Genomic DNA, 19611 nt, shown 5'->3' with positions numbered 1-19611 from the left:
TCAGAACAGTTTGAGGCGGGTATTGGGTTCTGCGGGATTGCGCTCGTCCTTGACGCCCGGATCGTCCGGCGGACGTCCGTTGAACGGATCGGCGCCGTCTTCGTCGCCGGACTTCTCGGCACTTGCGCCAGCTTCGCCGGTAACCACAGTGGCCGGCGGCACCGGGCGGAGCGGTTCCGCCTTCGGTTCGACAGCCACGGGCTGCGGGGTCGAAACCACCGTCAGCGGCGGCTTGCGGGCAAGCGGCGGCTCCTCGGTGATCGACGTCTCCGACATCGGGTCGATGCGTGGCTCGGCGGGCGGCGTCTCGGACCGCTGGTCTTCAACATCCGTGCGGATGGCGGGGAGGCTGGACAGGGCCGTCTCGGCGGCCAGCGTGCCTTCCTCGATCGGACCCTCCAGCTGGCCGAACGGGCGCTTCCATTCGAAAGCGTCGAGGCGGCCCGTCACCGGCGAGACTGGCAGCCAGCGTTCGGACACCACGCCGTCGGCCACCCAGGACGGATCGCGCGGTGCGCGCAGCGCCTGCGCCATCCAGTGGCGGATGCGGCCCTGGTCGCCGGTTTCGCTCTCCTCGATGTCGGCCAGCAGCATGTAGGCGCTTTCGCGCGGATCCATGCGCAGCGCCGCCTCGGCCTTCGATCGGGCCCTGGCGAAATCCTGCGTATCGAGCGCCGCCTGGGCAACCGCCAGCAGCGATTCCGGATTGTTCGGCTTCAGCGCCTCGAGCTTTTCGGCACGCTTCAGGCGGTCGGCAGCGCTGTCGCCGCTGCGGGCGCGGACATAGGTGGCAGCAAGCTCCGGATGCGGCTCGTTCTTCCACAGCCCCTCGATCACCGAGGCCGCCTTGCGCACATTGTCCTCGCGCAGATAGGACTTGGCAGCGATGATCCCGGCCGGCACCAGATCCCGTGCCAGCTTCAGGGCGGCCTTGGCGTCGTCTCGGGCCCCCTTCGGATCGCCTTCCAGACGTTCGCCGGCGCGGGCCGTCAGCAGCACCGCCTTCCAGCGGTCGGCCTGCTTGCGGTCGATGACGTTGGCGATCCGCTGCTGGTCGAGCAGCCGCATGGCGTCTTCCCAGCGGCCGGCCTGGCAGCGGTATTCCAGCGTCGCCTCGGCAGCCCAGGGAAGGTAGGGTGCGGTTTCGGCCGCGGCTTCGGCATATTGGCGGGCGGCATCGTTGGCGCCCAGCCGGCGTGCTTCGATGTAGAGGCCGCGCAGACCGATCTCGCGGGTTTCCGGATCCTCGGCCATCGCCGCGAACTTTTCGCGGGCTTCCTCGTGGCGGCCCTCGATCAGCGCCGTCTGCGCCTCCAGAAGATGGATCAGCGGCTCCTGGTCGGCGCGCAGCAGTCCGCGGGCACGCGCCGTCATCTTGCGGGCAAGCAGGGCATTGCCGGCACCGGCGGCGATCAGGCCCGTCGACAGCGCCTGATATCCGCGGTCACGCTTGCGGGCGCGGAAGAACCGGCGCATCGAATGCGGCGAGGTCCAGATGGTCTGGATCAGCCACCAGAGGAACATGACGGCAAAGATCAGTGCCACGATGGCGGTCGCTGCCACCATCAGGCTGGTTTCCAGCAGCTGGTTCTGCCAGGTGATCGAGATCAGGCCGGGACGATCGGCGAGCCACGAAAATCCCCAGCCGAGAGACAGCGTGACGATCGCGAAGACAAACAGACGGATCATTCAGGGTCTCCTCAGCCGTTCGAACCGGCGCTGGTCATGGCACGGGTCAGCGTGCCGCTCGTCAGGTCGTCGACCTTGATGCGGGCGTCGAGTGCCCGACCGAAATCGGCGCCGGCCTGTCGGCCTGCTTCGGGAAGTGCGTTCCACTCGGTCTGGGCGGCCTTCAGGTCGCCGGTCCGGACGCGCTCTTCGAGGCGGGCGATGATGGCTTCCGGCGTATCGCCCTCCACATTGCCGACCGGCCGAACCGTGACCATGCGCATGGCGCTCGACATCAGCCGGCCGGCGATGCCCTGGTCGGCAGGCGGCTGGTGGATGGCATCAAGGATGGCGCCGCTGGCGGCAGGCAGGCGGCGGACGAGTTCGGCTTGCGTCGGCACGCCTTCAGCGGCGAACGGCCGAAGCCCCTCGACCGCCGCATCGGCCGGGGCGACGCTTGCAAGCGTCTGCAGCTCGGCTTCGAAGGAGCCACCGCGCTCCGTGGCGGATTTCAGAGCCGCTGCGGCCAGCGCCAGCGCCACGGCCTGTTCGGGGCCCGGCTGATCGACCTTGGTCTCGACGGCGGCGATCCGCTGGTCGAGTTCGGCACGTCCAGCGGTCTGCGTCTGGCTTGCCGTCTTCAGACCATCGAGTTCACTCCGCAGCGCCGCGACCTGCTCGTTGAGCTGGCCTGCATCGTCGGTGGAACCGGCGGCTTCAAGCGCTGCGATGCGATCCGACAGGTTGCCGTCTGCCGCCGGGCGCGCTTCCAGGCCGGCAATCTGCTGGCGCAGGGCGTCGAGCTCGGCGGAGCTTGCGGCGGACGGTTGGCTGCTCGGCGCCGGCAGGTAACCGGCATATTGCATGCTTCCAGCAAGCAGCAGCGAAACCAGGCCGCCGATGATTCCGGAGGCGACAAGTGCCGGTCCCAGGCTGCTTTTCTGCGGCGGTGTCGTTGCCGAGGTCGGACGCGGTGCCTCGGATGCCGGACGCGGCATCTCCGGCGGGTTCTTCGGCGGCGGCGGAGCACCGGCGCCGATCGGCGTCTTCACAGGAGATTCCGGTTTCGGCTCGGAAGGCTTGGTGTCGAGCGGCTTGGCTTCCACAGGCTTGGCATCCAGCGGTTTGGCGCCGATCGGCTTGTCCGCGATCGCACCCGGTCCGGCAGCCTTGGGCAAAACTGTGGGCGGCATGGTCGGCGCTTTTGCCGGTGCAGGCTTGGCGTTCTCCACCGGGTCACGCAGAACGCTACCGCCAGTGCTGGCGGTCGAGGCGGACACATTCGGCATCTTCGGCTCAGGTGTCTTCGGTCCGGGCGCCTTCGGCTCAAGCGTCTTCGGCGCGGGCTGCGGAGATGGGGTCGCAACGGTGGCGGTCGGATCGGATGTCACCGGCTCGCCGTCGGCAGGGGTGCTCTGCGCGGGACCCTTGTCGGCAACGGCGTCCTGTTTCGCCGTTACTGCGTCGGTATCGTCGCTTCGCACCGGCTCGGCGATCGGGCCGACCTCATCGGCTGCCAGGTCGATCGTGACCGGTGTCTTTCCCGGGCGGGAACGGCGGGGCGGCTTTTCGGAAACCATGGCAACCTCATTCTGGACTGTCTGCCGGCTCGGCTGACTGCGGGGCGAGCTGTCTTCTAAAACCTAGTCAGCCGGGCGGTGGATGGAAAGAGGCTGGACGGATTTTGGTTCCCGCACCCGATCAAAGTAGAAGAAGAAGCTGTTCTTCGCTCGGCTCCGGCGCCACCCGGATCGTGCCGAAGCTGTCGGCCGGCAGGGCGTCGGCGATCGTGCGGCTGAGGCAGAAGGCGGTCATTCGCGCCAGGTCGGGCAGTGCGTGCCGGAGCGCCGCGTCCTCGATGAAGAGGCGAGCCGCCTCGCTCGAATAGAACAGCACCGCATCCGGGTGCGGCGACAGGGCCGTGAGTTGCTCGGCCTTCAGGGCCGCCGGCCTCATCGAGTAGACCTCGACGGTGCGAAAGCGGATGCCGGCTGCCGCAAGCCCCGCCTCGAAGCGCGCCGATCGCGGCCGCCCGGCAAGGTAGAGCACGTCCTGCACGCCGTCGCCTGCGAGCTTTTTCGCAAGACCGGCACCCGTGCCGGGCCCGGCTGTCACCTGTCGGAAGCCGAGATTTCGTGCCGCCGTGGCACTTGCTGCGCCGACGGCATGGACGGGCGTATCTAAGACCGGCTGCAGATCAGCCTGCTCGACCGCCGACAGGGTCCGGACCGCTTCGGCGCTGGTGATGGCAATCACCGCATGCGGCTGGTGCAGCGCCTCGGCCGCCGCCTGCGGCCGGTGCTCGGGCTCTGTCAGCGGCAGAAGAACGGCGTCGTGACCCATCGCCGCAAGCCGATCGGCGGTGCGCCGGCCGCCGATCTCCGGGCGGGTCACGATCACCCGCATCGGCGTCAGGTCCAGTCGGCGAAGAAGCCGGGTCCGGCGGCGGTGCGCACCATGGTGCCGGCCTGGTCGCCGATCTGCAGGGCATCGCGACGGTGCCCGTCCAGCTCGATGGCGTGCTCCTGCGAACCGTCGGGCGTCAGGATCAGGCCGCAAAACCGCAGGTGATCGCCGTCGCAGACGGCGTAGCCGGCGATCGGCGTGCGGCAGGATCCGTCGAGCGCGCCGAGGAACGCCCGTTCGCAGGACACCGCGTCATAGGTCGGTGCATCGTTGATCGGCTCGAGCAGGTCGAGGATGCGCCGGTCGCCGATGCGGCTCTCGATGCAGATCGCCCCTTGCGCCGGGGCCGGCGGGAAGTCGCGCGGATCCATGACGTCGGTTGCCACCTCCGGCATCGACAACCGGTTGAGGCCGGCCATGGCGAGAAGCGTCGCATCCGCCTGGCCTTCCTCCAGCTTGCGAAGCCGGGTTTCCACCAGGCCGCGGAAGGTGATGACGGAGATGTCGGGTCGCCGGCGGCGGATCAGCGCCTGGCGGCGCAGCGACGAGGAGCCGATGGTCGCGCCTTCCGGCAGAGCCATCAGGCTCGGTGCGGTACGGCCGATGAAGGCATCGCGAAAATCCTCGCGCGGCAGGAAGGCGGAAAGCTCCAGCCCGTCGGGCAGGGCGGTCGGCATGTCCTTCGACGAGTGCACGGCGAAATCGAGGTCGCCGGCCGAAAGCTGGGCTTCCAGCTCCTCGGTGAACAGGCCCTTGCCGCCGACTTCGGCCAGCGACCGGTCGGTGATCCGGTCGCCCTTGGTCGACAGCACGACGATCTCGAACATCTCCTCCGGCAGCCCGTGCGCCACCATCAGCCGGGCGCGCGTCTCGGCCGCCTGGGCCAGCGCCAGCGGGCTTCCGCGCGTGCCGATGCGGAAAGGTTTTGTTTGCATCTCTCGTCATCCGTTGTTACGCGATAGCTTCGTAACCGGCTTTGCCCGGCATCGCAATTCGCCCGAACGCCTCCCGGACCCATGACCCGCCCCTTGCGCATTCTCGGTATCGAAACCAGCTGCGACGAAACCGCCGCATCCGTTGTCGTTCGCCATGAGAACGGGCAGGGTGAGATCGTCTCCGACGTCGTTTTGTCGCAGCTCGAGGAGCACAGTGCTTTCGGCGGCGTGGTGCCGGAGATTGCCGCCCGCGCCCATGTCGAGGCGCTCGACGGGCTTATCGAGGAGGCGCTGTCGCGCGCCGGCATCGGCCTCAAGGACATCGATGCGGTGGCGGCAACCGCCGGCCCTGGGCTCATCGGCGGTCTGCTTGTCGGCCTGATGACCGGCAAGGCCATCGCTAGGGCGGCTGCCAAGCCGCTCTACGCGATCAACCATCTGGAAGGCCATGCGCTGACGGCGCGGCTGACGGACGGCATCGACTTTCCCTATCTGATGCTGCTGGTCTCCGGCGGCCATACGCAGCTGGTGCTGGTCAAGGGCGTCGGCGACTACGAGCGGTGGGGCACGACCATCGATGATGCGCTGGGCGAGGCCTTCGACAAGACGGCAAAGCTGCTGGGTCTGCCTTATCCGGGCGGTCCGGCGGTCGAGAAGGCTGCGGCGTCCGGCGATCCGACGCGCTTCGACCTGCCGCGGCCGCTGGTCGGCGAGGCGCGGCTCGATTTTTCGTTCTCCGGCCTGAAGACCGCCGTGCGGCAGGCGGCGACCGCCATCCAGCCGCTCACCGAACAGGACATCGCCGACATCTGCGCCTCGTTCCAGCGGGCGATCTCGCGTACGCTGAAGGAGCGCATCGGCCGCGGCCTGTCGCGCTTTCGCGAACGCTATCCCGGCATGCAACAGCCGGCACTGGTGGTGGCCGGCGGCGTCGCGGCAAACCAGGTGATCCGCACGACGCTGCAGGACCTCTGCGCCGAACATCGCTTCCGCTTCATCGCGCCGCCTCTGCAGCTGTGCACCGACAATGCCGCGATGATCGCCTGGGCGGGGCTCGAGCGCATGGCAGCCGGTCTTGCGGAAGACGAGCTCTCGGTCGCGCCGCGCTCCCGCTGGCCGCTGGACCAGGCGGCAGCGGCGCTGATCGGATCCGGCAAGCGGGGTGCCAAGGCATGAGCAGGGAGAAGATCGCCGTCATCGGCGCCGGTGCTTTCGGCACGGCGCTTGCCACCGTCATCGCCTTGGAGGACAAGGCCGACGTGACGCTGATCGGCCGTGATGCGTCGCTGATGGCCGACCTGCGCAACGACCGGGTCCACGATGCAGCACTTCCGGGCGTCTCGCTGCCCGACGCGCTGGCCTTCTCGGTCGAGCCGGATGCACTGGCCGATGCCGACATCGTGCTGTTCGCCATGCCCTCACAGGCACATGCGGATGCGGCACGACATTACGGGCCGTATCTCGCCCCGGATGCGATCATCGTCAGCTGCGCCAAGGGCATCGAACAGGCCTCCGGCCGGCTGCTGAGCGAGGTTCTGGAGCAGGAGTTGCCGCATCACGCGGTGGCGATCCTGTCCGGTCCCGGCTTTGCCGCCGATATCGCCCGCGGTCTGCCGACGGCGATGGCCGTGGCGGCTGCCGACCAGGCGGTCGCAGAGCGGCTCGCGCATGCCGTCTCAAGCCGGAGTTTCCGGCTCTATGCGTCGACCGACCGGATCGGCGTGCAGCTCGGCGGAGCGCTGAAGAACGTGCTGGCGATTGCCTGCGGCATCGTCGAAGGTGCCGGGCTCGGCGATTCCGCCCGTGCCGCGCTGATTGCCCGCGGGCTTGCCGAAATGTCCCGGCTCGTCACCGCCATGGGCGGCCAGGCAGACACCGTGCGCGGCCTGTCGGGCCTTGGCGACCTGGTGCTGACCGGCACCAGCCACCAGTCGCGCAACCTGCGCTTCGGCATCGGCCTGGGCCAGGGCCATCCGGCGCAGATGTCCGGCGGGCCGCTGGTCGAGGGCGCCTATACCGCGACCATCGCCGCCGATCTTGCCGCCCGCCACCATGTGGAACTGCCGGTCACCGATGCCGTGGCCGCCATCATCGAGGGCCGGCTCGACGTCGCCGCGGCGATGCAGCAGCTGATGACGCGCCCGATCACCACCGAATAATTGCGACAGGAGAACAGCATGGCACTCTTTGCCTTCGTTTGCGCCGACAAGCCCGACCATCTCAACGTCCGCATGGACACGCGCCCGGCGCATGTCGACCACCTCAACGCGCTGAACGACCAGGGCGTGCTGAAGATGGCCGGCCCGTTTCTCGACAGCGACGGCAAGCCGAACGGCAGCCTCGTCATCGTCGAGGCGGAAACCATAGAAGCGGCGCAGGCCATCGCCAATGCCGATCCTTACGCCAAGGCGGGCCTGTTCGCCTCGGTGGAAGTGAAGCCCTTCAACTGGGTCTTCAACAAGCCGGACGCGTGAGGCAGGCATGGCATACTGGCTCTACAAGTCCGAACCGTTCAAGTGGTCCTGGGAAATGCAGAAGGCCAAGGGCAAGGTTGGCGAGGAATGGACCGGCGTGCGTAACTACCTGGCACGCAACAACATGCGGGCCATGAAGATCGGCGACAAGGGCTTCTTCTACCACTCCAATGAGGGGCTGGAAGTCGTCGGCATCACCGAGGTATGCGCGCTTTCGCATCCTGATTCGACAGCCGAAGGCGACGAGCGGTGGGATTGCGTCGACATCCGCGCCGTCTGCGACATGCCCAAGCCCGTCACGCTGAAGGACGTCAAGGCCAACCCCAAGCTCGAGAAGATGGCGCTCGTCACCTCGATGCGGCTGTCCGTCCAGCCGGTGACGGAAGAGGAATATTTCGAAGTCTGCCGCATGGGCGGGCTCGACAAGCCGCCGCTGTCGCCAGCCGACGAGGGATGAAGACCGAGCCGCGCGCCTTCATCCTCGCCAACACCGCTGTCATGTCGCCGCCGCACGTGCCGGAAATCCGGCTGCATCTGGCCGACGAGGCGCATGACCTCTGGCTGAAGACCGAGGAGGATCTGCAGGAGATCGGCCTGCCGCCGCCGTTCTGGGCTTTCGCCTGGGCGGGCGGCCAGGGGCTGGCGCGCTACGTACTCGACCATCCCGACGTGGTCCGCGACCGGCGGGTGGTGGATTTCGCTACCGGCTCGGGGCTGGTCGCGATCGCCGCCCGGCTTGCCGGTGCCGCGGCCGTGCATGCCGTCGACATCGACCCGTGGACGCAGTCGGCCGTCGAACTCAACGCTGCGGAAAACGCCGTCGAGATTTCCTTCAGCCGCGACGATCTCGTCGGTGGCGTGGTGGACGCGGAAGTGGTGCTGGCCGGAGACGTGTTCTACGACCGCGACTTCGCCGCCCGGCTGGTGCCGTGGTTCTCGATGCTTGCCGCGCAAGGCAAGCAGGTGCTGGTCGGAGATCCCGGGCGCAGCTATCTGCCGAAAGATCGGCTGGAGGCTCTGGCAAGCTACGAGGTGCCGGTCAGCCGGGCGCTGGAAGACAGCGAGATCAAGAAGACCACCGTCTGGCGCTTCGTCTGACCCCCTTCGATAGCCTTCGGGATCAGTTGGTGCCGCGGATGACGCAGACGCCGGCCTCGTAGCGGCAGTCGTCATACGCGAGGAATTCCCCGCTCGCGACGTCCTCGTCGATGTGGATGATCTTCGGCTGCAGCCCGATCGACCGGCTGCCGGCCTCGCCTGTGCTGCCCAAATCGCTTGAGAAATAGATGCCGTTGCCGCGCACCCGCATCGCCGAAATGCCGCCGGCAAAGGTGCCGACGCCGGGGATGATCGACGGCAGCCCATCGCCGCCCACATACTCGCCCCCGCCGTATCCGCGATCGGTATGTCTGCCGTGGTCGCGGTGCCGATCGCCGTGACGGTCCCTGTGGTGCGCCTGGCGGCGGTCGTCGCCGCCACGCCAGCCGGGCGCCCGGTAATCTGGAACGGAGGATCTGCCGCGGCCGGCATGGCTGCCGTGCTCGATGCTGCGCGATTGCCAGCCGGAATGGTGGCCTCGGTCGCGGTGACGCTCGGACGCCTCGGCAACGGTTGCGATGCCGGCGGTCGCCATCATGACTGCCACTGCCACCAGGCCAGACTTCAGGTTTGCCGCCATTGGGGCGTCCTCTCCAACTCCGTTCGTTAACCCGACGTTAACAGAAACAAAGTGGATTGGATCCTATTCGGACCCCGCTGATACGAAAAAGTTTCAAGGGGTCCGGACAGACCCCGGACATGATTGTCTCGGCGGTGGTAGATCCACTCCGATCTGCCAATCGATTAAATTTGAAATCGCTCTGGAATCGGCTTGTGGTCTGACCATCCGATGAGTAAACCACCCGATGATGCAATGCACATTTTCTCGGCATGGTGCATTGCCGGAAGCGCTCCCGCGTGAATGCGCATGAACGCCGCGAGGATATGATGGCGAATGTGACAAATAATCGGCCGTTGTCGCCGCACCTGCAAATTTATCGTTTCATCCCCACCATGGCCATGTCGATCGTGCACCGCATCACTGGCGGCGCGCTGTATTTCGGCACGATCCTGGTGGCTGCCTGGCTGCTCGCCGCGGCCTCGGGCGAACAGACGTTCAACCAGGTGAACTGGTTCTTCGGCTCCATCGTAGGACAGGTCATCCTGTTCGGCTACACCTGGGCCATGCTGCATCACCTGCTGGGCGGGCTGCGCCACCTGATGTGGGATCTCGGCTACGGCTTCGAGAAGGAAACCTCGACGCTGCTCGCCAAGGCAAACCTGGTGGCTTCGATCGTCCTGACGGTCGTCGTCTGGGCCATCGTGCTGATCGTACGCTAAGGAGTTACCTCATGGACATGCGCACGCCGCTCGGCAAGGTTCGCGGGCTTGGCTCGGCCAAGAGCGGAACCGATCATTTCTGGAAGGTTCGCACCACGTCGATCGCACTGGTGCCGCTGCTTCTCTTCTACGTCGTCTTCCTCATCATGTATGCCGGCCGGCCTTATGCGGATGTCGTCTCGGCGCTGTCCAATCCGTTCGTCGCGACCATCAATGCGCTGACGATCATTGCCAGCATCGTGCACATGAAGCTCGGCATGGAAGAGGTCATCCAGGACTACATCCATTCCGAGGTCATGAAGCTCGCGCTTCTGATGCTCAACGCCTTCTTTTCGCTTCTGGTCGGCGGGCTCTGTCTTGTCGCCGCCTTGAAGATCGCATTCGCAGGATAATCATCCCATGGCATCGATCACTCCCATCGCCCAGAACGGCAAGGCCTACACCTATGTCGACCACTCCTACGACGTGATCGTCGTCGGCGCCGGCGGGGCTGGCCTTCGCGCCACGCTCGGCATGGCCGAGCAGGGGTTCAAGACGGCCTGCATCACCAAGGTCTTCCCGACCCGCAGCCACACGGTCGCAGCCCAGGGCGGTATCGCCGCTTCGCTGCAGAACATGACGCCGGACTCGTGGCAGTGGCACCTCTACGACACGGTCAAGGGTTCCGACTGGCTCGGCGACGTCGATGCCATGCAGTACATGGTCATGGAAGCGCCGAAGGCCGTCTACGAGCTCGAGCATTACGGCGTGCCCTTCTCGCGTAACGAGGAGGGCAAGATCTACCAGCGGCCGTTCGGCGGCCACATGCAGAACTTTGGCGCCGGCCCGCCGGTGCAGCGCACTTGCGCCGCCGCCGACCGTACCGGCCACGCCATCCTGCACACGCTCTATGGCCAGTCGCTGAAGCACAACGCCGAATTCTTCATCGAGTATTTCGCCCTCGACCTGATCATGTCGGACGACGGCCGCTGCACCGGTGTCGTCGCCTGGAACCTCGACGACGGCACGATCCATCGCTTCGCCGCCAAGATGGTGGTGCTGGCGACCGGCGGATACGGCCGCGCCTACTTCTCGGCAACGTCGGCCCATACCTGCACCGGCGACGGTGGTGGCATGGTGGCCCGTGCCGGCCTGCCGCTGCAGGACATGGAGTTCGTCCAGTTCCACCCGACCGGCATCTACGGCTCCGGCTGTCTGATCACCGAGGGCGCGCGCGGCGAAGGCGGCTATCTCGTCAATTCCGAAGGCGAGCGCTTCATGGAGCGCTATGCACCCTCGGCCAAGGATCTTGCCTCGCGTGACGTGGTGTCGCGCTGCATGACGCTGGAAATCCGCGAGGGTCGCGGCGTCGGCAAGAACAAGGACCACATCTTCCTGCATCTGGATCACCTGGATCCGGCCGTCCTGCATGAACGTCTTCCCGGCATCTCGGAAAGCGCCAAGATCTTTGCCGGCGTCGACGTGACGCGCGAGCCGATCCCGGTCCTGCCGACGGTCCACTACAACATGGGCGGCATTCCGACCAATTACTGGGGCGAAGTGCTGAACGCCGACAGCGAAAATCCGGAACGGCTGCTGCCGGGCCTGATGGCCGTCGGCGAAGCCGGATGCGCCTCGGTGCACGGCGCAAACCGCCTCGGCTCCAACTCGCTGATCGACCTCGTGGTCTTCGGCCGCGCCGCCGCCATCCGCGCCGGCCAGGTCATCGACCGGGTATCGCCGGTGCCGGCTCTCAACATCGCTGCCTGCGACAAGATCATGGACCGCTTCGACGGCCTGCGTCACGCACAGGGCGGCACGCCGACGGCGGTGCTGCGCGACAAGATGCAGCGCGCCATGCAGGAAGACGCCGCCGTCTTCCGGACCCAGGAATCGCTGGAATCCGGCTGCAAGCGCCTGTCGTCGATCTGGAGCGAGATGAAGGACATCAAGGTCACCGACCGGTCGATGATCTGGAACTCCGACCTTGTCGAAACGCTGGAACTGCAGAACCTGATGGCCAACGCCATCAGCACGGTGTTCAGCGCCGAGGCCCGCAAGGAAAGCCGCGGCAGCCACGCCCGCGAGGATTATACCGAAGGCGCATTCGCCGGCCGCGACGACGTCAACTGGCGCAAGCATTCGCTGGCCTGGGTGTCGCCGGAGGGCGACGTCAAGCTCGACTACCGGCCGGTGCACACCGACCTCATCGCCGAGGGCATCGATCCAGTGAAGATCGAGCCGAAGGCGCGCGTGTACTGATCGATGAACATGGTGGCCTCCCGCATAGATGCCCGTAAAAGCGTCCCTGGGGGGAGGCCGCTTGGCCTGTTCGCGATCAACCTCGACCGGTCGCCGGATCGCTGGGCGGCCATCGAGGCGGGCTTCGGCAGCCTCGCCTGGCCGCTCCACCGGGTGGCCGGCGTCGATGCGCGAAACGATCCGCAGGCGGTTCTGTCGGTGCGGGGCGCGGCCTTGGCCGATGACGGCCAGGGGCTGGGGTGGAACTTGCACCGCAACCGCCGGTTCATGCTGACGGAGGAAGCCTGCCTGGCCGGCCATGTGATGGCCTGGCGCCAGTTTCTCGCAAGCGATTTCCAGCACGCGCTGGTGCTCGAGGATGATGCCGCTCCGCAGCCGGGTTTCGAACAGACCCTGAGGTCTCTGCTGGCGAAGGGTTTCGACGCCGACATCGTCAAGCTCGAAGGCATTTATCGCGCGGGCGGGCGACGGAGCCTGCCGCTCGCAAGCCTCGGCGACCACCAGCTGGTGCGGTCGCTGCGTCCCTGTTCGGGTGCTGCGGCCTATCTGCTTACACGCCCGGCGGCCGAGCGGCTTCTGGCGCGGATCGGCCGGCTGCTCGTTCCGGCCGACGATTTTCTCTGGACGCCGTCCCTGCACGGGCTGCGGCTGGCGGACGTGTCGCCGTGGACGGTGATGCAGTCGGGTGCCGCAAGCGTGATCGCGACAGATCGCGGGGAAAAGCAGGCCAGGCGCGGCGGCTCTTTCATGCGCGGTCCAGCAACGGCGCTGCGGCGGGCAATGGAACGGCTTGCGCTTTTGTGGGCAGCCTGTGACGGGCGTCCCCATATACTCGTGAAGGCGACCATGGCGCCCTGGGCGCCGGATGATTATAACCGAGGTAACAAAACGGCGGTCTGCGCCGATGATCGAAGGTCCAGCAATGGTTGAACTTGCTCTCCCGAAAAACTCCAAGATGACCGAAGGCAAGACCTGGCCGAAGCCGGCCGGCGCCACGAACCTTCGCGAATACCGCATCTATCGCTGGAATCCGGACGACGGCGAGAACCCGCGCATCGATACCTACTACATCGACGTGGACAATTGCGGTCCGATGGTTCTCGATGGCCTCCTGTACATCAAGAACAACATCGACCCGACGCTGACGCTGCGCCGTTCCTGTCGCGAGGGCATCTGCGGGTCGTGCGCGATGAACATCGACGGCTCCAACACGCTCGCCTGCACCAAGGGCATGGACGACGTGAAGGGCAGCGTGAAGGTCTATCCGCTGCCGCATATGCCGGTGGTGAAGGATCTGGTGCCGGATCTGACCAATTTCTACGCTCAGCACCGCTCGATCGAGCCTTGGCTGAAGACGGTCTCGCCACCGCCGGTCAAGGAGTGGAAGCAGAGTCACGACGACCGCATGAAGCTCGACGGTCTCTACGAGTGCATCCTGTGCGCCTGCTGCTCGGCATCCTGTCCCAGCTACTGGTGGAACGGCGACCGCTATCTCGGCCCGGCCGTCCTCCTGCAGGCCTATCGCTGGCTGATCGACTCCAGAGACGAGGCCAAGGGCGAGCGTCTCGACGACCTCGAGGATCCCTTCCGCCTCTATCGCTGCCACACGATCATGAACTGCGCCCAGACCTGTCCCAAGGGCCTTAATCCGGCCAAGGCCATCGCCGAGATCAAGAAGATGATGATCGAGCGGCGGGTCTGACATCCGTCGGCCGCCCTTGAACTCGCGCAGATGTGAGCCATCTGCGCGGGAGGCGGCCCGAAACGCGGGCCTGGACCGGATCGATGACTTGATTTGAAACGGCTATTGACGGTAATTCAGAGACAGACGTGCGCGCGGTGCGTGCGGAAGCGGTTAGCGGGAGCTTTAAGATGCAGTTGAGATATGTGGTGACCGGCGTTCTGGTTGCGGTGTCCCTTTCCGGCTGCCAAAGAACCTCCAGCGATCCTTACACCAATCTGCCGGGTCCTGCTCCTCTGCAGGCCCAGCCTGTTCCTCAGGTCCAGTCCAACCAGCTGCCGCCTCCGGGCGCCGGCGGCTCGTCGCAGTTCCCGGCTGCTCCCGCTGGCAACACGCAGATGGCGTCCCTGCCGCCAGGCGGCGGCGAAGCGCCGGCAACCGCGCTCGATGTCACCAAGGAATCGATGGTCGGCAACTGGCGCGTCAACAATGCCGGCAGCAGCTGCGACATGTTCCTGACGCTCACCAATCTCGGCGGTGGATCGCGCGGCGGTACGCGCGGCTGCGTCGGCGAGCTGACGGCGATGGGCTCCTGGGAAGTGTCGGGCAAGACGGTGCAGTTCAAGAACCGCAGCGGCGACGTGATCGGCCGGGTCTACAAGAGCGGCGAGACGCGTTTCGACGGCACGACCAATTCCGGACAGGCGATCAGCCTCAGCCGCTAAGCGGACGTCTCCGGCGCCCGCCCGACAGGGCTCATCGATGGCACAACTCCCGGACTACAACAACAGCGTCAGCGATGAGCTGACGTCCATGACGGCGGCGGGTACGCTGCAGCTCGACAGGGCGCAGATGGCCGTCGCTGCAAAGCTCGATCATGTGCTGGCGCAATTGCGCGAGCGCGTGCCGGCGAAGAAGACCAGCGCCCTCGGCTGGCTGTTCGCCCGCAAGGCCCGACGCTCGGAAAACGGCATCCGCGGGCTCTATGTCTACGGCTCGGTCGGCCGCGGCAAGACCATGCTGATGGACATGTTCTTCTCCAAGGCTCCGGTGGCCGCGAAGCGCCGCTGCCACTTCCACGAATTCATGGCGGATGTGCATGCGCGCATCCATGCCCACCGGCAGAAGCTGAAGGCCGGCGAGACGAAGCAGGCGGATCCGGTACCGCCGGTCGCCGCCGACCTGTTCGCCGAGGCGCAACTTCTCTGCTTCGATGAGTTCTCGGTCACCGACATCGCTGACGCGATGATCCTCGGGCGGCTGTTCACCGAACTCTTCTCGCTCGGCTGCGTGCTGGTCGCGACCTCCAACGTGGCGCCCGACGACCTCTACCGTGACGGCCTCAACCGCTCGCTCTTCCTGCCGTTCCTGACGCTGATGACGCAGTATGTGGACGTGACGACGCTGAATTCGCCAACCGACTACCGGATGGAGAAGCTCGCCAGCCTGCCCGTCTACCTGTCACCGCTTGGCGGGAAGGCCGACGTGGCGCTGGAAACCGCCTGGCACCAGATGACTGACGGGGCGAAGGTTGCTCCGGCCGAAATCCCCCGCAACGGCCGCAGCATCCACGTCCCTTGTGCTGCAGGGCGGGCTGCACGCTTCGGCTTTTCCGACATCTGCGACAAGCCGCTTGCCGCTGCCGACTACCTGGAGATTGCCGCCCGCTACGACGTCGTGTTCGTCGAGGGCGTGCCGCTGCTCGGACCTGAGAAGCGCAACCAGACGAAACGTTTCATCAACATGGTCGATGCATTCTACGACAAGAGCGTGCGGCTGTTCATTTCGGCAGCGGCGACGCCTGACGCATTGCTGACGGAAAAGCGTGGTACCGAGGGCTTCGAGTTCGACCGGACGATCTCCCGCCTCTACGAGATGCGCAGCCCGGATTATCTCGCACTGCACAGGGCGAAGCGCGCCCGGGATGACACTTCAGCGACATAATCTCTTACGTTTACGTAAGAATTTTATAGTCTAACCGATTGAAATTCCAGCTTCCAAAGAATCGTTTGCCATTTTACGGCATCCGGGCTAATCGAAAGCCCTACCGGTCGACAGTCTCATGCCGGCCATGCATTCGAATGGAGAGGAAGCTTCTCAATGGCTCGCAAAAAGATTGCACTTATCGGTTCCGGCATGATCGGCGGCACGCTGGCTCACCTCGCCAGCCTCAAGGAGCTCGGCGACATCGTCCTGTTCGACATCGCCGACGGCGTACCGCAGGGCAAGGGCCTGGATATCGCCCAGTCCGGCCCGGTTGAAGGCTTCAACGCCAAGCTCTCCGGTGCCAGCGATTACGCAGCCATCGAAGGCGCTGACGTCTGCATCGTCACCGCCGGCGTCGCCCGCAAGCCGGGCATGAGCCGCGACGACCTGCTCGGCATCAACCTCAAGGTCATGGAACAGGTCGGCGCCGGCATCAAGAAGTATGCGCCGAACGCCTTCGTCATCTGCATCACCAACCCGCTCGACGCGATGGTCTGGGCGCTGCAGAAGTTCTCCGGCCTGCCGAAGAACATGGTCGTCGGCATGGCCGGCGTGCTGGATAGCTCGCGCTTCCGCCTCTTCCTCTCCGAAGAATTCAACGTGTCCGTCCAGGACGTCACCGCCTTCGTTCTCGGCGGCCACGGCGACACCATGGTGCCGCTCGCCCGCTACTCGACGGTCGGCGGCATTCCGCTCACCGACCTCGTCAAGATGGGCTGGGTCACCGCCGAGCGCCTCGAGCAGATCATCCAGCGCACCCGTGATGGCGGCGCCGAAATCGTCGGCCTGTTGAAGACCGGCTCTGCCTATTACGCCCCGGCCGCCTCGGCGATCGAGATGGCGGAATCCTTCCTCAAGGACAAGAAGCGCGTCCTGCCCTGCGCCGCCTATCTCTCCGGCCAGTACGGCGTCAACGACATGTATGTCGGCGTGCCGACCGTGATCGGCGCCGGCGGCATCGAGCGCATCATCGAAATCGATCTCAACAGCGACGAACAGGCGGCTTTCCAGAAGTCCGTCGATGCGGTTGCCGGCCTCTGCGAAGCCTGCACGACCATCGCTCCCGCTCTCAAGTAATTGATGACATACGAAGGTCGCCAGCAACTGATCGGTTTTGCGCTTATCGCAATAATAGCGGTGGGCGGGATATGGCTAGCGATCTACTTCGTATCCGCTTTGGTTACGGCAGATAAGTCGATTCAGGCCGCAATCATTGCGGCCGTAGTCGGTCTGTTCACGGTCACATTCACCTACTGGAAGGAGCGTAGTCGCTCCATTAAAGAGGCGCATAGGGACAAAAAAATCGAGGTCTATCAGAAATTCTACGAGATCATGTTCGCTTTAATGGAAGCATCGAAAAAGGGCATTGTGAGCGATGCATCCGATGCGGAATTTCAAGCGAAATGGTTCGAAGTTAGCCGGGGTGTGATGTTTTACGGTTCGCCTACGGTCCTGAACGCTTTCGCAGCGCTGAAACGACATAAAGGTGATGCTGAGCCAAAGAATGTTTTCCGGATTATGGGGAGAATACTGTTGGCTATGAGAAGCGATATTGGACTTAGCAATTTTGGTCTCGACGAATTGAATATACACCAGATTTACGTGAATGATGACATCAACAAGCTAGGAAATGCTAATGAACATTCATGAATATCAGGCCAAGGCTCTTCTGAAGAGCTACGGCGCACCGGTCGCCGAAGGCGTGGCGATCTTTTCCGCGGAAGAAGCCGAAGCTGCCGCAAAGCAGCTGCCCGGCCCGCTCTACGTGGTGAAGAGCCAGATCCATGCGGGCGGCCGCGGCAAGGGCAAGTTCAAGGAACTCGGCCCGGATGCCAAGGGCGGCGTTCGCCTGGCCTTCTCGATCGATGAAGCCAAGAGCCACTCCAAGGAAATGTTCGGCAACACGCTGGTCACCGCCCAGACGGGTGAGGCCGGCAAGCAGGTGAACCGTCTCTACATCGAAGACGGCGCCGACATCTCCCGCGAACTTTACTGCTCGCTCCTCGTCGACCGTTCGGTTGGTCGCGTCGCCTTCGTCGTTTCGACGGAAGGTGGCATGGACATCGAGGCTGTCGCCCACGACACGCCGGAAAAGATCCACACGATCGCCATCGATCCGGAAGCCGGCGTCACGGCCGACAACATCGCTGCCATCTCCAAGGCCCTGGAACTCTCCGGCGCTGCCGCGGAAGATGCCAAGTCGCTGTTCCCGATCCTCTACAAGGCCTTCAGCGAGAAGGACATGGCGCTCCTCGAGATCAACCCGCTGATCGTCATGAAGAACGATCACCTGCGCGTTCTCGACGCCAAGGTGTCGTTCGACGGCAACGCCATGTTCCGCCACGACGACGTCAAGGCGCTGCGTGACGAAACCGAGGAAGACGCCAAGGAAATCGAAGCCTCCAAGTGGGACCTCGCTTACGTGGCGCTCGACGGCAACATCGGCTGCATGGTCAACGGCGCAGGCCTTGCCATGGCGACGATGGACATCATCAAGCTGTACGGCAAGGAGCCGGCAAACTTCTGCGACGTCGGCGGGGGCGCCGGCAAGGAGAAGGTTGCGGCAGCCTTCAAGATCATCACCGCAGACCCGAAGGTCGAGGGTATCCTCGTCAACATCTTCGGCGGCATCATGAAGTGCGACGTCATCGCTGAAGGCGTCGTCGCTGCCGTCCAGGAAGTCGGCCTCAAGGTTCCGCTGGTCGTTCGTCTGGAAGGCACCAATGTCGAGCTTGGCAAGAAGATCCTGAACGAATCGGGCCTTGCGATCACGGCCGCCGACGACTTGGACGACGCCGCCAAGAAGATCGTCGCTGCGATCAACGCCTAATTTGAAGGACCGGAAATAATGTCCATTCTCGTCAATAAAGACACCAAGGTCCTGGTTCAGGGCCTGACCGGCAAGACCGGCACCTTCCACACCGAACAGGCGCTTGCCTATTACGGCACGCAGATGGTCGGCGGCATCCACCCGAAGAAGGGTGGCGAAACCTGGACCGGCTCGAAGGGTGAAAGCCTGCCGATCTTCGCTTCCGTCGCCGAAGCCAAGGAACGCACCGGCGCCGACGCCTCGGTCATCTACGTTCCGCCGGCAGGCGCAGCGGACGCGATCATCGAAGCGATCGACGCCGAAGTGCCGTTCATCACCTGCATCACCGAGGGCATCCCGGTCATGGACATGGTGCGCGTCAAGGCACGGCTCGAAAAGTCGAAGTCGCGTCTTCTCGGCCCCAACTGCCCGGGCATCCTGACGCCGGAAGAATGCAAGATCGGCATCATGCCGGGCTCGATCTTCCGCAAGGGCTCGGTCGGCATCGTGTCGCGCTCCGGCACGCTGACCTATGAAGCAGTGTTCCAGACCTCGAACGAGGGCCTCGGCCAGACGACCGCTGTCGGTATCGGCGGCGACCCGGTCAAGGGCACCGAGTTCATCGACGTCCTGGAAATGTTCCTCGCCGACGAAGCCACCCAGTCGATCATCATGATCGGCGAAATTGGCGGTTCGGCCGAAGAGGATGCCGCTCAGTTCCTCATCGACGAAGCCAAGAAGGGCCGCAAGAAGCCGATGGCAGGCTTCATCGCCGGCCGCACCGCGCCGAAGGGCCGCACCATGGGTCATGCCGGCGCCGTCGTTTCGGGTGGCAAGGGCGATGCGGAATCGAAGATCTCCGCCATGGAAGCCGCCGGCATCAAGGTGTCGCCTTCGCCGGCCCGCCTCGGCAAGACGCTGGTTGAAGTTCTGAAGGGCTGACGCCACATTCACGTCAGCTGATACACTTTCAGGGCAGGCGGATCCGGTTGGATCCGCCTGCCCATGCCGCTCCCGGGTTTTTGCGGGCCT

General features: G+C 65.0%; 21 protein-coding genes. 16 read left to right on the top strand and 5 right to left on the bottom strand.

The annotated features are described in order from the left end of the window. From ACR65N_RS18820 to hemC, 4 genes are all read right to left on the bottom strand, one after another. Window positions 1-1689, bottom strand: a complete 1689-nt coding sequence (locus ACR65N_RS18820; RefSeq protein WP_440458246.1) for a heme biosynthesis protein HemY — start codon at window positions 1687-1689, stop codon at window positions 1-3. An 11-nt stretch (window positions 1690-1700) separates the two neighbouring features. Next, a complete protein-coding gene (locus ACR65N_RS18815; RefSeq protein WP_440458245.1) occupies window positions 1701-3248 on the bottom strand; it encodes a COG4223 family protein in 1548 nt (515 codons plus the stop codon). 121 nt (window positions 3249-3369) lie between these two features. Beyond that, window positions 3370-4074, bottom strand: a complete 705-nt coding sequence (locus ACR65N_RS18810; RefSeq protein ID WP_440458244.1) for a uroporphyrinogen-III synthase — start codon at window positions 4072-4074, stop codon at window positions 3370-3372. Window positions 4075-4079: 5 nt separating this feature from the next. Beyond that, complete coding sequence (gene hemC / locus ACR65N_RS18805; RefSeq protein WP_440458243.1) at window positions 4080-5009, bottom strand: hydroxymethylbilane synthase; 930 nt, start codon at window positions 5007-5009, stop codon at window positions 4080-4082. An 81-nt stretch (window positions 5010-5090) separates the two neighbouring features. Between hemC and tsaD the strand changes: the two genes are divergently transcribed. Genes tsaD through ACR65N_RS18780 form a run of 5 tightly spaced genes read left to right on the top strand, consistent with a single transcriptional unit; the run spans window position 5091 to window position 8581 of the window. Then, a complete protein-coding gene (gene tsaD / locus ACR65N_RS18800; RefSeq protein WP_440458242.1) occupies window positions 5091-6185 on the top strand; it encodes a tRNA (adenosine(37)-N6)-threonylcarbamoyltransferase complex transferase subunit TsaD in 1095 nt (364 codons plus the stop codon). Next, window positions 6182-7168 (top strand): NAD(P)H-dependent glycerol-3-phosphate dehydrogenase, encoded by a 987-nt coding sequence (locus ACR65N_RS18795; protein WP_440458241.1) that lies wholly within the window; start codon window positions 6182-6184, stop codon window positions 7166-7168. Before tsaD ends, ACR65N_RS18795 begins: the two co-directional genes overlap by 4 nt. Window positions 7169-7186: 18 nt before the next feature. Then, entirely contained in the window at window positions 7187-7483 is a 297-nt protein-coding gene (locus ACR65N_RS18790; RefSeq protein WP_440458240.1) for a YciI-like protein, read from the top strand. Between the two features lie 7 nt (window positions 7484-7490). Next, window positions 7491-7940, top strand: coding sequence for an EVE domain-containing protein (locus ACR65N_RS18785; RefSeq protein ID WP_430307570.1), 450 nt, complete (start codon window positions 7491-7493; stop codon window positions 7938-7940). Further along, complete coding sequence (locus ACR65N_RS18780) at window positions 7937-8581, top strand: class I SAM-dependent methyltransferase (RefSeq protein WP_440458239.1); 645 nt, start codon at window positions 7937-7939, stop codon at window positions 8579-8581. Before ACR65N_RS18785 ends, ACR65N_RS18780 begins: the two co-directional genes overlap by 4 nt. Window positions 8582-8603: 22 nt before the next feature. Here ACR65N_RS18780 and ACR65N_RS18775 read toward each other — a convergent pair whose 3' ends face one another. After that, entirely contained in the window at window positions 8604-9161 is a 558-nt protein-coding gene (locus ACR65N_RS18775; RefSeq protein ID WP_440458238.1) for a hypothetical protein, read from the bottom strand. Between the two features lie 308 nt (window positions 9162-9469). On the opposite strand from ACR65N_RS18775, the gene sdhC reads away from it, so the two are divergent. The 11 genes from sdhC (at window position 9470) to sucD (ending at window position 19521) form a co-directional block, all read left to right on the top strand. After that, window positions 9470-9862, top strand: coding sequence for a succinate dehydrogenase, cytochrome b556 subunit (gene sdhC, locus ACR65N_RS18770; protein ID WP_430307567.1), 393 nt, complete (start codon window positions 9470-9472; stop codon window positions 9860-9862). A gap of 11 nt (window positions 9863-9873) precedes the next feature. Then, complete coding sequence (sdhD, locus tag ACR65N_RS18765) at window positions 9874-10254, top strand: succinate dehydrogenase, hydrophobic membrane anchor protein (protein ID WP_430307565.1); 381 nt, start codon at window positions 9874-9876, stop codon at window positions 10252-10254. 7 nt (window positions 10255-10261) lie between these two features. Next, complete coding sequence (gene sdhA, locus ACR65N_RS18760) at window positions 10262-12103, top strand: succinate dehydrogenase flavoprotein subunit (protein WP_430307564.1); 1842 nt, start codon at window positions 10262-10264, stop codon at window positions 12101-12103. 9 nt (window positions 12104-12112) lie between these two features. Continuing rightward, on the top strand, window positions 12113-13033 hold the full coding sequence (locus ACR65N_RS18755) for a glycosyltransferase family 25 protein (protein WP_440458237.1): 921 nt from the start codon (window positions 12113-12115) through the stop codon (window positions 13031-13033). Next, window positions 13026-13805, top strand: a complete 780-nt coding sequence (locus ACR65N_RS18750; RefSeq protein WP_430307562.1) for a succinate dehydrogenase iron-sulfur subunit — start codon at window positions 13026-13028, stop codon at window positions 13803-13805. The genes ACR65N_RS18755 and ACR65N_RS18750 overlap by 8 nt, the downstream gene beginning before the upstream one ends. 170 nt (window positions 13806-13975) lie before the next feature. Next, window positions 13976-14509 carry a protease inhibitor Inh/omp19 family protein gene (locus ACR65N_RS18745; protein WP_440458236.1) on the top strand — a complete coding sequence of 178 codons (534 nt, stop codon included), beginning with the start codon at window positions 13976-13978 and terminating at the stop codon, window positions 14507-14509. A 37-nt stretch (window positions 14510-14546) separates the two neighbouring features. Then, window positions 14547-15728, top strand: coding sequence for a cell division protein ZapE (gene zapE, locus ACR65N_RS18740; RefSeq protein WP_440458235.1), 1182 nt, complete (start codon window positions 14547-14549; stop codon window positions 15726-15728). 156 nt (window positions 15729-15884) lie between these two features. After that, the gene (gene mdh / locus ACR65N_RS18735) at window positions 15885-16847 is read left to right on the top strand and encodes a malate dehydrogenase (RefSeq protein WP_440458234.1); all 963 of its coding nucleotides are present in this window, start codon (window positions 15885-15887) and stop codon (window positions 16845-16847) included. 3 nt (window positions 16848-16850) lie between these two features. Beyond that, window positions 16851-17420, top strand: a complete 570-nt coding sequence (locus ACR65N_RS18730; protein ID WP_440458233.1) for a hypothetical protein — start codon at window positions 16851-16853, stop codon at window positions 17418-17420. Further along, window positions 17407-18600, top strand: a complete 1194-nt coding sequence (gene sucC, locus ACR65N_RS18725) for an ADP-forming succinate--CoA ligase subunit beta (protein WP_440458232.1) — start codon at window positions 17407-17409, stop codon at window positions 18598-18600. Before ACR65N_RS18730 ends, sucC begins: the two co-directional genes overlap by 14 nt. An 18-nt stretch (window positions 18601-18618) precedes the next feature. Next, on the top strand, window positions 18619-19521 hold the full coding sequence (gene sucD, locus ACR65N_RS18720) for a succinate--CoA ligase subunit alpha (protein WP_440458231.1): 903 nt from the start codon (window positions 18619-18621) through the stop codon (window positions 19519-19521). Window positions 19522-19611: the final 90 nt, after the last annotated feature.

The sequence above is a fragment of the Rhizobium sp. SAFR-030 genome (genome assembly GCF_059415005.1).
The sequence above is the reverse complement of the archived record's forward strand: the minus strand, read 5'-3'. Positions and strand labels throughout refer to the sequence as shown.

What these genes read in the sequence shown, in the direction of transcription:
- ACR65N_RS18790 (WP_440458240.1), top strand. Translation starts at nt 7,187, where the DNA reads ATGGCACTCTTTGCCTTCGTTTGCGCCGACAAGCCCGACCATCTCAAC.
- hemC (WP_440458243.1), bottom strand. Translation starts at nt 5,009, where the DNA reads ATGCAAACAAAACCTTTCCGCATCGGCACGCGCGGAAGCCCGCTGGCG.
- zapE (WP_440458235.1), top strand. Translation starts at nt 14,547, where the DNA reads ATGGCACAACTCCCGGACTACAACAACAGCGTCAGCGATGAGCTGACG.
- sdhA (WP_430307564.1), top strand. Translation starts at nt 10,262, where the DNA reads ATGGCATCGATCACTCCCATCGCCCAGAACGGCAAGGCCTACACCTAT.
- sucC (WP_440458232.1), top strand. Translation starts at nt 17,407, where the DNA reads ATGAACATTCATGAATATCAGGCCAAGGCTCTTCTGAAGAGCTACGGC.
- ACR65N_RS18810 (WP_440458244.1), bottom strand. Translation starts at nt 4,074, where the DNA reads ATGCGGGTGATCGTGACCCGCCCGGAGATCGGCGGCCGGCGCACCGCC.
- sdhD (WP_430307565.1), top strand. Translation starts at nt 9,874, where the DNA reads ATGGACATGCGCACGCCGCTCGGCAAGGTTCGCGGGCTTGGCTCGGCC.
- mdh (WP_440458234.1), top strand. Translation starts at nt 15,885, where the DNA reads ATGGCTCGCAAAAAGATTGCACTTATCGGTTCCGGCATGATCGGCGGC.
- tsaD (WP_440458242.1), top strand. Translation starts at nt 5,091, where the DNA reads ATGACCCGCCCCTTGCGCATTCTCGGTATCGAAACCAGCTGCGACGAA.
- ACR65N_RS18775 (WP_440458238.1), bottom strand. Translation starts at nt 9,161, where the DNA reads ATGGCGGCAAACCTGAAGTCTGGCCTGGTGGCAGTGGCAGTCATGATG.
- ACR65N_RS18815 (WP_440458245.1), bottom strand. Translation starts at nt 3,248, where the DNA reads ATGGTTTCCGAAAAGCCGCCCCGCCGTTCCCGCCCGGGAAAGACACCG.
- ACR65N_RS18820 (WP_440458246.1), bottom strand. Translation starts at nt 1,689, where the DNA reads ATGATCCGTCTGTTTGTCTTCGCGATCGTCACGCTGTCTCTCGGCTGG.
- ACR65N_RS18730 (WP_440458233.1), top strand. Translation starts at nt 16,851, where the DNA reads ATGACATACGAAGGTCGCCAGCAACTGATCGGTTTTGCGCTTATCGCA.
- ACR65N_RS18780 (WP_440458239.1), top strand. Translation starts at nt 7,937, where the DNA reads ATGAAGACCGAGCCGCGCGCCTTCATCCTCGCCAACACCGCTGTCATG.
- ACR65N_RS18755 (WP_440458237.1), top strand. Translation starts at nt 12,113, where the DNA reads ATGGTGGCCTCCCGCATAGATGCCCGTAAAAGCGTCCCTGGGGGGAGG.
- ACR65N_RS18795 (WP_440458241.1), top strand. Translation starts at nt 6,182, where the DNA reads ATGAGCAGGGAGAAGATCGCCGTCATCGGCGCCGGTGCTTTCGGCACG.
- ACR65N_RS18745 (WP_440458236.1), top strand. Translation starts at nt 13,976, where the DNA reads ATGCAGTTGAGATATGTGGTGACCGGCGTTCTGGTTGCGGTGTCCCTT.
- ACR65N_RS18785 (WP_430307570.1), top strand. Translation starts at nt 7,491, where the DNA reads ATGGCATACTGGCTCTACAAGTCCGAACCGTTCAAGTGGTCCTGGGAA.
- ACR65N_RS18750 (WP_430307562.1), top strand. Translation starts at nt 13,026, where the DNA reads ATGGTTGAACTTGCTCTCCCGAAAAACTCCAAGATGACCGAAGGCAAG.
- sucD (WP_440458231.1), top strand. Translation starts at nt 18,619, where the DNA reads ATGTCCATTCTCGTCAATAAAGACACCAAGGTCCTGGTTCAGGGCCTG.
- sdhC (WP_430307567.1), top strand. Translation starts at nt 9,470, where the DNA reads ATGGCGAATGTGACAAATAATCGGCCGTTGTCGCCGCACCTGCAAATT.